This window comes from Dongshaea marina, assembly GCF_003072645.1.
In the GTDB taxonomy this organism is placed as follows: Bacteria; Pseudomonadota; Gammaproteobacteria; order Enterobacterales; family Aeromonadaceae; genus Dongshaea; species Dongshaea marina.
In genome coordinates this window covers 1,287,941-1,301,854 of sequence record NZ_CP028897.1, presented here as the reverse complement: position 1 = coordinate 1,301,854, position 13,914 = coordinate 1,287,941, and the positions used below count along the sequence as shown (strand labels likewise).

General features: G+C 51.9%; 10 protein-coding genes and 2 pseudogenes. 5 read left to right on the top strand and 7 right to left on the bottom strand.

Going from position 1 to position 13,914, the window contains the following annotated elements; translation table 11 throughout:
- The first annotated feature begins 117 nt into the window (after positions 1 to 117).
- A complete protein-coding gene (locus DB847_RS06455; RefSeq protein WP_108649945.1) occupies positions 118 to 1,632 on the top strand; it encodes a response regulator in 1,515 nt (504 codons plus the stop codon).
- Between the two features lie 580 nt (positions 1,633 to 2,212).
- On the opposite strand, the gene DB847_RS06450 is transcribed toward DB847_RS06455, so the two are convergent.
- Complete coding sequence (locus DB847_RS06450; protein WP_108649944.1) at positions 2,213 to 3,505, bottom strand: TIGR03503 family protein; 1,293 nt, start codon at positions 3,503 to 3,505, stop codon at positions 2,213 to 2,215.
- Positions 3,506 to 3,518: 13 nt separating this feature from the next.
- Positions 3,519 to 4,249: pseudogene (gene dnaQ / locus DB847_RS06445) on the bottom strand (DNA polymerase III subunit epsilon).
- Between the two features lie 52 nt (positions 4,250 to 4,301).
- On the opposite strand from dnaQ, the gene rnhA reads away from it, so the two are divergent.
- Positions 4,302 to 4,772 carry a ribonuclease HI gene (gene rnhA / locus DB847_RS06440; protein WP_108652919.1) on the top strand — a complete coding sequence of 157 codons (471 nt, stop codon included), beginning with the start codon at positions 4,302 to 4,304 and terminating at the stop codon, positions 4,770 to 4,772.
- Between the two features lies 1 nt (position 4,773).
- On the opposite strand, the pseudogene DB847_RS26570 reads toward rnhA, so the two are convergent.
- A pseudogene (locus DB847_RS26570) lies at positions 4,774 to 5,484 on the bottom strand (class I SAM-dependent methyltransferase); the annotation flags it as partial.
- 76 nt (positions 5,485 to 5,560) lie between these two features.
- Between DB847_RS26570 and gloB the strand changes: the two are divergent.
- Together gloB and DB847_RS06425 are read left to right on the top strand one after the other, a co-directional pair.
- On the top strand, positions 5,561 to 6,337 hold the full coding sequence (gene gloB / locus DB847_RS06430; protein ID WP_108649943.1) for a hydroxyacylglutathione hydrolase: 777 nt from the start codon (positions 5,561 to 5,563) through the stop codon (positions 6,335 to 6,337).
- An 85-nt stretch (positions 6,338 to 6,422) separates the two neighbouring features.
- On the top strand, positions 6,423 to 7,952 hold the full coding sequence (locus tag DB847_RS06425; RefSeq protein WP_108649942.1) for a lytic transglycosylase: 1,530 nt from the start codon (positions 6,423 to 6,425) through the stop codon (positions 7,950 to 7,952).
- Here DB847_RS06425 and DB847_RS06420 read toward each other — a convergent pair.
- From DB847_RS06420 to DB847_RS06405, 4 genes are all read right to left on the bottom strand, one after another.
- Positions 7,949 to 8,842 carry an endonuclease/exonuclease/phosphatase family protein gene (locus tag DB847_RS06420; protein ID WP_108649941.1) on the bottom strand — a complete coding sequence of 298 codons (894 nt, stop codon included), beginning with the start codon at positions 8,840 to 8,842 and terminating at the stop codon, positions 7,949 to 7,951. The two genes, DB847_RS06425 and DB847_RS06420, sit on opposite strands and share 4 nt — an antisense overlap.
- A 107-nt stretch (positions 8,843 to 8,949) precedes the next feature.
- Entirely contained in the window at positions 8,950 to 9,387 is a 438-nt protein-coding gene (yciA, locus tag DB847_RS06415; RefSeq protein WP_108649940.1) for an acyl-CoA thioester hydrolase YciA, read from the bottom strand.
- Positions 9,388 to 9,530: 143 nt separating this feature from the next.
- On the bottom strand, positions 9,531 to 10,562 hold the full coding sequence (locus DB847_RS06410) for a LacI family DNA-binding transcriptional regulator (protein ID WP_108652918.1): 1,032 nt from the start codon (positions 10,560 to 10,562) through the stop codon (positions 9,531 to 9,533).
- 113 nt (positions 10,563 to 10,675) lie between these two features.
- Positions 10,676 to 12,616, bottom strand: a complete 1,941-nt coding sequence (locus tag DB847_RS06405; protein ID WP_108649939.1) for a transglycosylase SLT domain-containing protein — start codon at positions 12,614 to 12,616, stop codon at positions 10,676 to 10,678.
- 845 nt (positions 12,617 to 13,461) lie between these two features.
- Between DB847_RS06405 and hpf the strand changes: the two genes are divergently transcribed.
- Entirely contained in the window at positions 13,462 to 13,797 is a 336-nt protein-coding gene (gene hpf / locus DB847_RS06395; RefSeq protein WP_108649937.1) for a ribosome hibernation-promoting factor, HPF/YfiA family, read from the top strand.
- The last annotated feature ends 117 nt before the right edge of the window (positions 13,798 to 13,914 follow it).

The following is a 13,914-nucleotide window of genomic DNA, read 5'->3' as shown; positions in this document are numbered from 1 at the left end:
TTAATCAGATCCTGTCGGGCCCTGAGAGCAAATAGGATATGTCAGATATTCTCAGGGCTTACAACAGAGCAAGCACCCGGTGCAAGCTCAGTTAAGTTTGGGAGCAGCAGAGCAGACATGGATGACGATATCCTGATAATTGAAGATGACCAGACACCAGAGCAGGAGACTAAGCTCGGTTGGAAGGTTCTCATCGTCGATGATGAGCCCGAGGTTCATCGTATTACCAAAATCACCCTCACCCAGTTTCAATTTGATGGCAAGCCTATCGAATTTCTGCACGCCTACTCTGGTGCCGAAGCCAAAGCGATGCTTCAGCAGCACAAAGATATTGCGCTATTGCTGCTTGATGTGGTGATGGAAACAGACGATGCAGGTCTCGACGTTGCGAACTATACCCGCAATGAACTACACAACCAGATGGTGCGGATCGTCCTGCGGACCGGTCAACCCGGCCAGGCACCGGAAGATGATGTCGTTGAGAACTATGATATCAACGACTATAAGGATAAGACCGAGCTTACCTCACAAAAACTCAGAACCCTGATCCGCGCCAGTCTGCGCTCCTATCGCGATATTGTGACTCTCGAGCACAACAAGCAGGGACTCGAGAAAGTGATCGAGGCTTCCAGGGGGATCTTCGAACAGCAGGCATTGCGCTCCTTTGTCGAGGGAGCCCTGGAGCAGCTTGGCGCACTCCTTAACTTTGACGAGACAACTCTCTACTCATCCAAGCGCAATAGCGCCTATGAGATCAAGGATGAAGCCCCCCTGCCCATCTTCCCCGAGTCGGAAGAAGCTGAAACTCCTGAGATCGTACTCAGGGCAATGGAGAACCGGCAGAACCTCTTCGAAGAGCACAATGTGGTGCTGTTTTGTAAAAATGCTCGACATAATTTGCTGTTTCATCTGGAGGGAGAAGGCGCTCACGAGCTTAATGAGGTCGACACCTATCTGCTGAACCTGTTTACCGAGAACATTGTGGTCGCTCTGGAGAATATCCGGCTCAATGAGCTCATCGTCGATAACCAGCGTGAAATCATCTACCGCATCGGCGAAATTGTTGAAACCCGCTCCAAGGAATCCGGACTCCACGTTAAGCGTGTCGCTCTCTACTCAGAGCTACTAGCCCAGTTAATGGGACAGTCAGAGAAACAGTGTGAAATGATAAAACAGGCCTCGCCGCTGCATGATATTGGTAAGGTGGGGATCCCAGACGCTGTATTGAATAAACCCGGCAAGCTGACACCGGAAGAGTGGGAGATCATGAAGACCCATGCCCAGCTTGGAAACGATATGCTGTGTGGTTCGGATATCGAACTGTTCCGGATGGGTGCCAGCATCGCCCTGACCCACCATGAAAAGATGGATGGTACCGGCTACCCCAACGGCCTCTCCGGCGATCAGATCCCTCTTGAGGGGCGGATCACCGCTCTGGCAGACGTATTCGATGCCCTGGGCTCAGACCGCTGTTATAAGAAAGCTTGGCCACTCGACAAGATCCTGGGACTGATCAAGGAGGAGAAGGGACGCCAGTTCGATCCAACCCTGGTGGACCTGATGCTGGATAACCTGGATCAATTCCTTGAGATCCGTGATACCTATAAGGATGAGTATCTCGGGGACGATTAGCGCCACGAAACCAACATGTTTTATTCTCGCCCAAGGCCCTGCGGGGCCTTGGTTATTTAATCCCGAATGTGTGACAGCCATAGAGCTATCCAGAGAGGCAGGTCTCCCCCCATTAAGTCAAACCGGGATGATCACAGACCTGACTTGCCGGGCATAACGCTTGAGGCACGAGTGGGCTTTAGTAAGCTTTCTAAAGACCGGATCAAAGTTATATCATCAAGGTGGTGAGCTATGTGGTAGGGTGGGCATCCATGCTTCAGTGATTCCCGGGCCCTACATTCGAAGCATAAGCGGGGTGAATCGTTAGCTATCATTCAGGTGAATATCGAGTGATTTCGCCTCCGGATCTCTACATATAGCCGCAACTTCCCTCTTAATCACCTCAGGTATGATTACCTCAGGAATGAAGTTATTTCCTCTTATACAGCCACGTTTATATCTACATGAGATCAAACAAAGCTGTGACCTCCGGGCAAAGAATGCCAAATCTTCTAAAACACCATATAAAAAGAGCCTATCTTCGGAGAAAAGCAGGCGTAAGTCAGTACATCACTAATTCAATGCAGATCATCAACAATAGCTACTGCTCCGGGATGTTGAGATCGATGGACTCCAGGCTCTGGTCATCTTTTTTCTCTTCCTCGGCCTCACTCTCCTGCTGTTTTTGCTCCTCAAGACGCTGCTCCTCCAGAAGCCGCTTCAGCGCCCGACGCTTGAGCAATACGATCAGGGTTAAGATAACCCCTATCGCAACCACTGCAGCTAAACTCATCCACACCCAGATACTGATGGTAAAGGGTTCTTTCTCCTGATCTGGCGCTTCGCCCGCAAGCACACCATCGGTTGCAACAGCATCACTGGCAAGAGCCTTGAATGGCTCAACCAGATAGAAGCTCTTTTCAGGAAGTGAGACCACTATCTCCCGTTGATCAAGGGTTGAGGCATACATGGTCATCCTGACGGAGTATTGTCCGTACTCCTGAGGCCTGGGAAGGCTCATCTCCAGCTCCGGAGCTGGATTGCGCCCATCGAGCCTTGCAATCACCTTGCCCTGACTATCCAGCACCTGCCCCTGCAGCACAGCGGAGCCGGGTTTTATCTCATCCTCATCAATCGCCACCTTGATGACTGGATCCTGCCCCTCCGCGATGGGAAGTATATCTATCGCTGCCGGTGCCGGATAGACCAGCAGCTCCTGATGCACGGCACGGGTGAAGACTTCATTTCCCGTGGAGATAAATACCCGGTATTTTCCTCCGGGAATCGCTAAAATAGCCTGAGTGGTCACGACACCATCGGCCGGACGTTCATCGATTCCCTTACCATCATCCTTATAGCGCCCCAGAACCTTATCGACCCGTCCCAGATCTTCAACCCCCTCAACGGCAGAGCTGGCTGCCCGAATCGTCATCCCAACATCACTCAGGTAATATTTATCTGTCACCAGCTTACCTTTATGGAACAGGCGACCGGTCAGCTTGATCTGCTCTCCCTGATACACCTTGCGGGGAATAGGGTCCACCTTTAGGCTAAGATCCGAGATCAGGCGAATACGATTATCCTGGTCGATCTCCCCCAGTGCCTGCCAGGGACCCGCCATCGGCGAGGTGATGGTGATGATGTCGCGATCATCAAGCTGTAGCCAGCGAACATTTTTCGGAGTTTGGTTGGCGTAAATTTTACTTCCGTTGGGACGAACCAGGATCGCCGGATTACTCCCGGGCTTGCGGGCGATAAAGAAGGTGATCTCCGTTATCCCATAATCGAGGCGAAAGCGGTTATTTAACAGAGGAATGTCACTGGGCGCAAAAACCTCATTGGCCGTAGCAGAAACGATCCAAAAGAAGATCAATCCTAACCATCCTCTGCTCATATCTCCTCCTCAGTTACTCACGCCACAAGCAGCAACTCCCCTCTTTTTGTACCAGATCGAGTCGCTCTTCGTGGGCGGTCAACTCTTGTTCATTGGCTGAGATCACCCGCAAGGCACGCGGTTGGAATTGCAGGTGCTCCGAATCATTCGCATCACCCTGTGACGCATCCTGTCCCAGACTCAGATCGAGGCGGGTCTGCCCCCGGTCATCAACAAATACACATCTGCCAGGATCTCGGCATCCAGCAAGGCGCCGTGCAGGGTCCGGTGAGAGTTATCGATTCCGTAGCGATCACACAGCACATCCAGGTTATTACGCTTACCCGGAAACTTCTGCCGCGCCATCACCAGGGTATCGGTCACGGTACAGATCTGCTCTGTAGCAAGATCCAGTCCCATCAATCTAAATTCATGATCCATGAAGCCGATATCGAAGGGCGCATTGTGGATCACCAGCTCAGCGCCGCGAATAAACTCGATAAACTCCTGGGAGATCTCGCGAAAGTCCGGTTTATCTGCCAAAAACTCATCGGTAATACCGTGAACCTGGATCGCTTCTTCATCGACCAGGCGATCCGGCTTGATATAAACGTGGTAGTGGCGACCGGTCAGGCGGCGGTTGACCACCTCGACACAGCCAATTTCAATAATCCTATGCCCCTGGTAATGGGGCCCGATGTCCTGGTTCATACCCGTGGTTTCGGTATCGAGAACCACCAATCTTGTTGCTTGTTGCTCTGTCATCATTCATGCTATAGCGGACTTTTACTCTACTATGTATTTTATCCTAATCCCTATGTTAAAGCAGGTTGAATTATATACCGATGGCTCCTGCCTCGGTAATCCGGGCCCAGGTGGCTATGGCGTTCTGATGCGCTACCAACAACACACTAAAGAACTTTCTCAGGGATATCGCCTGACCACCAACAACCGGATGGAGCTGCTGGCCGCTTTGGTTGGCTTGCAAACCCTCAAGGAGCCCTGCCAGATCGATCTCTACTCGGACAGTCAGTACCTTCGCCAGGGGATCACCCAGTGGATCACGGGTTGGAAACGCAATGGATGGAAAACCAGCAACAAGGAGCCGGTTAAGAATCGCGATCTGTGGCAGCTTCTGGATCAGGAAAGTAACCGCCACCAGGTGCAGTGGCACTGGGTAAAGGGACACTCGGGTCATCCAGAAAATGAGCGTTGCGATGAGCTGGCGCGTCAGGCGGCAACCTCATCCAATCTGTTAGAGGATGAGGGATATCCCGAACCACATTAGTTTTCACCATCCCGGGAACCGCGACCGGGCGAGTCACAATTTTGACACGCCCCACCGGGGTCAGGCGCATCCGGCGTTTTCGGGCCAACATTACATAGACCCCGGAAAAACAGGGGAGATAACGCCGCCCCATCCCCTCGGTGGACCAGCTGACATGGCTGTGCCGCCCCAGAAATGAGTATCCAAAGTGACTCTCTTCGAGCACCTCAAACTGCAGCAGATTAAGCCAGTCTTTGATCCTCGACGGAGTGAACATCCGGGCACGCCACGGCAGGCGCCGGGTCAATGGCCAGACAAGCTTGCCCAGCCCCACCAGGCTAAAAGGGTTAAAGCCACTAATTACCAGATAGCCGTCATGGGTCAGAACTCTCTCGATTTCTCGTAGCAACTGGTGGGGATCCTGGCTAAAGTCCAGGGTGTGAGTCAGGACACAGGCATCAATTGAGGTCGACAAAAAAGGCAGATGCAGCAGGTCGGCCTGCACCGAGCAGTGGCTCAGTTCACTGCCTACCGACAGCTGATGACGAACCGAGCTATTGGAACAACACAGGCTAGCACTAAGCTCGCCTACCTTGAGAAGGTGGTAGCCAAACAGGCGTGGACACCAGAGATCCAGGTGCTTTTGCAACTCGCCTGCCAGCCAGTCTCCCATCGGGAACTCATCCCAACTCAGGGGAGCATGGAATACGCCCTCGGACTTCGCTCGTCTCATCCTGACCCCAATATCCTGTTGTCTATGCGAAAGAAAAGCTATATTAGAAACCCAGCCTGACCAAAGGAAGCCAAGAATGGCAAATGTTAGCTTCATCCCTGCATTCCATGATAACTATATCTGGTTAATTACGCACCCCCATGCATCTATTGCCGCCGTTGTCGATCCCGGAGATGCTGATGTGGTGATCGAACGTCTAGAGGAGCAGGATCTCCAACTGGGAATGATCCTGTTAACTCACCACCACCAGGATCATAGTGGCGGAGTGGTCAAACTGCTCAAGCAGTATCCGGATGCTAAGCTCTTCGCTTCAAGCCAGAGTGAGCTACCCGTACCTGTGCATTACCCTTTGGACGAGGGTGATGTCATCCACTTAGAAGATCTGGAGCTGCACCTCAAGGTCATGGCGGTCCCCGGCCATACCCTGGATCACCTTGCATTTTATGATGACAATATACTGTTTTGCGGTGATACCCTGTTTTCAGGAGGCTGTGGCCGCCTGTTTGAGGGAAGCGCCTCCCAGATGTTTCAGGCCCTGGAGCGCTTTGCCAAACTTGGAGACGCAACAAAGATCTATTGCGCTCATGAGTACACCCTGGCTAACCTGAGCTTCTGCAGCCAGGTCGAGCCGGATAACCCTGAACTCCTGAACTATATCCAACAGGTAGCTAAAAAACGCCAACAGGGCTTACCCACCCTACCTTCGACCATAGGTCAGGAAAAGGCTGTCAATGTTTTTCTCAGAACGCACCTTCCTGAGATCCGCCAACGGGCTGAGCAACACCAGATGCAACCCTTGCCGGAGCCTTGCGCGGTTTTTGCAGCACTTCGCCAGTGGAAAGATAGGTTTTAGATTCGATCAAACCAGCTTTCATCCTTGATAACTCAACATAAGGCCCATAACATAGGCTCTTTTTGCCTGACGTTTGCGATCATCCATGAAGTTACGCACATCACTATTAATGACATTACTATTGGCGGGGTGTCAGAGTTCGGCAGATCTCGCTCAGCCCATCAAGAGTCCGGTGCCTGTAGCAGTCAAGCCCAACAAGCCGGAAAAACAGGTCGATCAAGCAACGCTTCATCGTCAAGCCACCCACGCAAAAAATATCTGGGAGCGGATCAGCAAACAACTGGAGATCCCCACCCCCAATAATCACAGGATCCAGCAACAAAGAGACTGGTATCTTCGCCATCCACAATACCTGGATGTGATCTCCGAACGGGCTCGCCCCTTCCTGTATCAGATTGTTCAGGAGGTTGAAAAGCGCAACATGCCGCTGGAGCTTGCCCTGCTTCCGGCCGTCGAGAGTGCCTTTGATCCCTTTGCCTATTCCTGGGGCAGCGCCTCCGGTCTGTGGCAGATCATTCCGGTCACCAGCAAACGCTTTGGCCTGAAAGAGGACTGGTGGTATAACGGCCGGCGCGACGTGACCGCCTCGACAAATGCAGCCCTGGACTACCTTGAATATCTTCATCGCTTCTTTGATGGCAACTGGCTCAATGCGATCGCCGCTTACAACTCGGGTGAGGGTACCGTCCTCAACGCGATCCGCTATAACAAAAAGCATCATCGCCCAACGGATTTCTGGTCTCTGGATCTTCCCAGCCAGACCGAGGTCTATGTACCCAAGCTACTGGCACTGGCACAAATTGTCCGGGAGCCTCACCACTATGGGGTAAAGCTTCCTGAGCTCCCCAATCGCCCGGTCCTTGAAGAGGTCACTCTCAAGAGCCAGTTTGATCTGAGCATAGTTTCCAAAATGGCCGGGATCACCGAAAGCCAGTTGCGCCGCTATAACCCGGGATTCAACCACTGGGCCAGCTCTCCGGATGGCCCCTACACCCTGCTGCTGCCCGTCGATAAGATTGATGGCTTTAAGCACAAACTTGCTAAGCTCAAAGAGCCGCAGGATCTGCTGCGCTGGACCCGCTACCAGATCAAATCTGGCGATAGCCTGAGTGTGATTGCTCATAAGAATCGCACTTCGATTCGCTACCTCAAAGCCCTCAATCACCTCAAATCAAACACGATTCAGGTGGGTCATCACCTGCTGATCCCTGTCATTCCCTACGAAACCGCCAAACCGGCGCAGAGTAAGGCCGGGGTCAAAAATCAGCGCAGCTATCAGCTCAGCTATACCGTCAAGCCGGGAGACTCACTGTGGCGAATTGGTCATAAGTTCAAGGTGTCTTACAAGGATATCGCCGAGTGGAATAACCTTAAATCCGGGGCGGTGCTATCACCGGGCAAAAAACTCAAGATCTGGCAGACCATCAAGAGTAAAGGGGTGATCCGCAAGGTGATCTATAAGGTGAGACGAGGCGACTCTCTTGAATCTATCGCTAATAAGTTCAAGGTCACAACCTCAGACATCTACCACTGGAATCAGCTCAAGCGCCAGCGCTATCTGAAGCCGGGGATAAACCTCAAACTGTTTGTAGATGTCACCCGTCTTAACAGTTAACCGGAATGGGAAACCGCAGGCCACTTGAAAGAGGCAAGGATCGGGTGATGATCCGAGCCCTCGGTGGCCACTGCGGTGGCCGAGACCAAAGATAGACCCCGATAATAAAGATGATCCAAAGGCCGCCCCATCACCCGCATCCTCTGATCGGGAGCGATTCGGGCGGGCTTTAACTTTAACTGAGCCGCCTCATGCTCAAGCAGAAGCTGGCGCTTCTCACTCCAGCTATTAAGATCTCCCGCCAAAATCACCGGCCCCTCATGATGCCTGATCAGGCGGGTGAGCTTTTGTAGCTGCTCTCGATAGGCAGACACACTGAGATCAAAATTTACCGAGTGAATGTTCACCACCAACAGGCTATGTGTCCCTTCCTCAAGTGGATACCGGGTCACCATTGCCGTCTTGGGGATCCTCAAAAAAGGCTCTGGCGCTTTTTGGTGACAGCTGTAAAGTGAAGGGATCCGCGCCGCACTGAGCACACCCGCACTATGACGCCGATAGCGAAATGCCTCGGCAAGCTCCCAGTGGTAGTGGTGTTTTCGAAGCCACTCCAGCAGACCCGGCTTATTGACCGCCTCCTGCAGTAGCAGGATATCTGCATGATGAGCAAAGCGCTCCAGCTCCTGTTGCCACAGTGGTGCTTTCTGTTTGTAGATATTCCAGACAACGATAGAGAAGCGTCCGGGAAGAATAGCTTCATCCGGATGGGCCGGAGAGTGAGAGAGAGCGGAAGAACAACTGGACACGATCTGTTTTACCCTGCCTAAAGGTTCGCCCTGCTGCTGATGGGGCTGCTTATCGATCTCAAGACAGCCACTGAGTCCACCAATCATTACCAGGGACCACAGCCAGCGACCTCTGATCTTAAGCTTTGCATTCATCGTCAACATGAGAGCTTAGATACCATCTGTCGAGTGTAGCCTATTCAGGCTTCACGACAAAATGATGATTTGGCTGGTGTACAGGATGCGCCTCACTCAGGAGGCGCACAAAGTGTTTAGCTGACTCGACTGGACACAGGAAGGGGATGCTCAGATTCGCTGAGCTCAATCTTACGGGGGCGACCTTCGCCGTCGATGGCAACATAGGTGAAAATCGCTTCTGTCACACAGTAGCGATCAGATTCATTATCCCGCAGCAGGGGTTTAACCCATACCTCAACCCGGATCCGCATCGAGGAGTTACCGATCCGCTCGCAACGGCCATAACAACAGACCACATCTCCCACCTGGACGGGGCGATGAAAGGTCATTCCCTCCACTGAAACTGTGCAGGTGCGCCCTCTTGAGATCTCTTTAGCAAGGATCCCTCCCCCAATATCCATTTGCGACATGATCCATCCCCCAAAGATATCACCATTTGGGTTGGTATCAGCTGGCATGGCAATGGTCCGAAGCAACATTGTTCCTTCAGGTTTAGGGCTAGTGTCAGTCATACTATTCCTCTTCGAGCTGGCCTGTCATCTATATGTGGACGGCATCATACCCCAAAACAGACACAATAAAAACACCAGCAATTAACAAATCGGAAACATTCCTTTTTCCGAACCCTCCAGATTCATTCTAGCTCACGAAACCTTTAAACCGGATCAAGCTCCACTTCGACCTGCTGCTTGCTCACAGACTCCCGACATACAAGTTCAGGCTTGAAGCAAAGCTCAAACTGATCCGTTGGTTTCTCCTCAAGCAGACACAGGGCCAGCTTGGCGGCGCACGCTCCCATCTCGGCGATCGGATAACGCACTGTGGTTAATTTCGGGTGAAAGAACCGCGTATAAGGAATATCGTCAAAACCAACCACAGAGAGCTGCTCCGGGATCTGAATCGAGCGCTCTGAAAGACAGGAGATGGCCCCCGCCAGCATCGAATCGTTAAAACAGAACAGGGCTGTAAAATCGACCTTACGTTTGAGAAGCTCAGAGGTTGCTATATAGCCTCCAATCTCATCTCCGAATGCCCGGCTGACCAGGGCGGGTTCAAACTCAATGCCATAGTCATCGAGGGTCTTCTTATAGCCTTCCAGGCGCTCCTGAGCATCCACAAAACTATCATCATCATAGGTCACAAAGGCGATGCGTCTGTGTCCAAGCTGGATCAGGTGAGATAGTGCCAACTCCGCCCCATGATAGTTATCAAACCAGATACAGCGATCTTCCAAACCTTCAACCTGGCGGTTCACAATCACTACCGGCGTGTCTACACTGGCTATTTCACGCAGCTCATCATCAGAAAGTGCCTTGGTATGCAGAATAAGGGCGTCACACTGGCGCTGGAGAAGAATATCGATGGCATGACGTTCTCGGCGCCTGTCATGCCGACCAGAGACCACGACTGTGTATTTATCTTCCCCTTCGACGACCTGCTCTATACCACTCATCATCTGGGCAAAGAAGTGGCCACCACACAGATCCCCCACCAGTACACCGATACAGTTTGAGCGCTTGCTCACCAGCGCCTGAGCAAAACTGTTAGGTCTGAAATTAAGCTCGTGCATCGCCTTGAGGACAGCTTCACGCTTTTGCGGCGCGACCTGGGCCGTATTATTGATCACTCTGGAAACGGTAGAGATAGACACGTTCGCCAGCTTGGATACATCTCTTATGGTAGCCACTTTTGAAATCCCTTTTCTAACAGCCTTATCCCAAACCCGGTCATTGTAACACAGCTTGCCCCAGGACAGGCTAACAAATAGCGACTCCCCTTTCGAGAAAACAGCCTGATGTTTCAAAGGGCTACAGCTGACTCCGCCTTAAAGAACAGCTTTCGTTCACCCGGGTTAAAAAATTGCAATGGACGATCCATCAGGTGCTGATAGATAAGGTTATATGAGAGGACATTCTGCACATAGTGCCGAGTCTCACGAAACGGGATCGATTCAACCCACAGATCCAGAGGCATATCTGAATAACGGTGCAACCACTTCTTCACCCGGTGCGGACCAGCATTATAGGCCGCCGCAGCAAAGATCCGATTACCGCCAAAGGTATTGAGCAACTCTTTGAGGTAAGCACTTCCCAGGCGAACATTCGCTTCGGGGTGGTACAGCTGCGAAACCCCGCGATAGGGGAAGCCGATTTTTCTGGCAACCTGCTTCGCAGTTGCGGGCATGAGTTGCATCAGTCCCCGAGCCCCGGCATGAGAGCGGGCTCTTTGGTATAGAGCACTCTCCTGACGCGCCATCGCATAGAGCAGAGTCACATCGAGATCGCGCATCTTGGCAAATCGGGAAAACATGCCCGGCATCGGCTTAGGAAAACGAAACTCCAGGAGATCCCAGGCATGAGCCTTAATGGTTGCCTGAACCGCCAGGTGCTGCCATTGTCGATCGAGGGCTATCGAGGCGAGCAGCAATTTGTTGCTGTGATTTTGCCGGCTCAGTAGCCCATTCCACTCTGAGCGAACCAGATCGCTGCGACCCAGCTTGGTTAATTCATCAATTCGCGCCAAAGCCTGCCAGCGAGAGCGGGCTGACTCCCAACTGGTGGAGTGAGGGTTATCTTGCTGCTGCAGGGGATACTGACTGCCGGTCCACTCAGCAGCCAGGAAACCATAAAAATTACGCAGCTGAGCGAGCTGCAGCCAAAGCTGGCGGGCCTGCTCAGGCTCATCAAGATTGTCCAGCGCCCTGGCTCGCCAGTAGCGCCAACGGCTGATCTGCTGCTCATCCTCGGGTAACATGGCGATCCAGCGCAGCACATCCAACCACCTCTGCTCAGAAAGGGCCATGCGAATCCTTAATTCATAGAGAGACTCATCCCCAAGCTCCAGCAGAGCCTGATCCATCCACAACCTTTGACTGGTCACATTCCTGATCAGCATCCGGTAAACGATGGCCCGTTCAATCTTGCGTTTATCCGCTGAGCTGAAGGTGAACTCCATCCCAAGAGACAGCCACAAGATCAGGGCCTCCGTGGGATCTTTTCTCTGATGCTTGATCAGCAAACTTTTGAGCAACTGCTGAGAAGGGACAACGCCCCAATAGGCAGTGGCCCGGGCGATCGCTTTTTCGGTGTGGCTGATCCCCTGCAGAAGGATCTGACCTGCTTGCTTCCAGGGGCCTTGCTGACGGGAGGCCAGGTAACGCACCAGCGACCATTGTCGCGCCTCATAGGCAAGCTGCATCCGTTGCCAGATCAGAGACTGAGTGATTCCACCTGATTGCTCAAGCTGTGTAAACAGGGGATCACAGGCCTTAGGCTGAGAGCGGCCGGACAGCCAAAGCTTTTTGGCACCTCGCATCGCCAGCCCCCTGTCTCCTCGCTGCCATTGGGCCCTGAAGTAATAACAGCGCAGGGAGGTCGAGAACGGCTCCTTGGGATAAAATTCCAGAAAGTCAGCCCAACGACGTTGGCTCGCCAGGTAGTTGAGATAAAAGCGCTCCATCCAAAGAGCCAGAGGCAATTCATTATTTTGCAGCATGAACTGTCTGACGCTGGCTACGCTCAGCTTAGCCGGGTTGCGGCGCATCCAGTAATAATCCAGATAGGGAGCCAGCGGGTAGTCCTCCAGAATCAGCCTGAGCTGCTGAAACTTCTGAGACTCTCCCTGGCCGACCGCAGACAGGGCCTGTTTGTAGATTTGACGCTGATGCTGAAGATTTTCACCCCCAAAAGCCGTTCCCACCCAAAGGGGGATGATCACCATCATCCATCGAATCTGCAGCATACCCGTTCCTCCACCTCTTCCCTTTAGGTTTAGTCTTTTATACAGGCCTAATGATCCAATTTTTTTGACAGCAAAACCGCTAAAAATACTAGCTTACCCGATAACAACTTCTATCTGGTTGTTTTCTCTGAACTTACCTATGAAGAAAGAACAGTTTTTCTGCCAAAATATTTCATAAAAAGCTGTGAAATTGACGCCCTGACTCCGAGGTTTTAGTAAAGCAGGAACCATGCCTTGTCAGCAGTTGTCGCACCTGGCTCTCACCCCTTTTATCGGCAGGAAAATTGATTGCTGATGGATTTTCGGAAATAACGCTTGGGGCCGCTTTGCTCATCGCCAGCTCGAGGCCACTCCCCTTCCCTCATCGATAGAGCTGAGTGAGGCCCAATAAAGAAACTAAATTGGATTTGAGATTTATAACCATCGGGCATAAACCAGGCGAACTCCCTGCCCGATCTGAAGACCTCGTAGATTCGGCGGCTCGATAAGTCTCCCAGCCCCTGAAACTGCACCATAAAACCGGGTGTATCGAAGCCGGTCATCGAAGAGTAAAGATTGGAAAATCTATGATTTTAAAAGGAAAAATGAGAATTAACTAACTAATGGTTAAAATCAGGCCTTTACCAATGCCCTACACATCCGCTCAGCCCTCTTAAACAATGCCTTGAACAGCAGCCAAGCACAACCAATTTTTACGAAAAAAAAGTAGGATTTATCGGTGGCTCACAAAAAATAAAGCCCCGTGTTTTGAGCTCAGCTAAAGGTGATCTCCATCACGCTTTTTTTGCCTCAGACAGGTAATCTGAAGGCGTTCCAAAAAACAGAATCATCATTAGGAGGGGGTTATGCAAATCGATATCACCAGCAAGCAGATGGAGGTCACCCCAGCCATCCGTGAACAGATCGAAGCCCAATTTGAAAAACTGCGTCGCTATCAACTGGCCTTGCTAAAACCACATGTCATCATCAGCAAGGAGCGGCAACTCTATACGATTGAGGCCACGGCGCTGCTGCCAAATAACAAGCTGTTCGCTCAGGCCACATCACAGGATCTCTACGGTGCCATCGGAGCTCTCGGCCAAAAGCTGGCACGTCAGATCAAGCGCCACAATAACAAGCCCGGAGCGCAGCACTATCAGGCCCGAGAGGTCCGGGAGCAAAAAGAAGCTATCATGGAGTAACCTCATCCTGTGCCCCCAAGGGGGCACATTTTTTGTTCCGATTTTTATCCGCCATCCCTAATAAAAAACAACCACCCCCTACTCGATTCGTCTTTACTCTGATCAGAAAAATTTTTT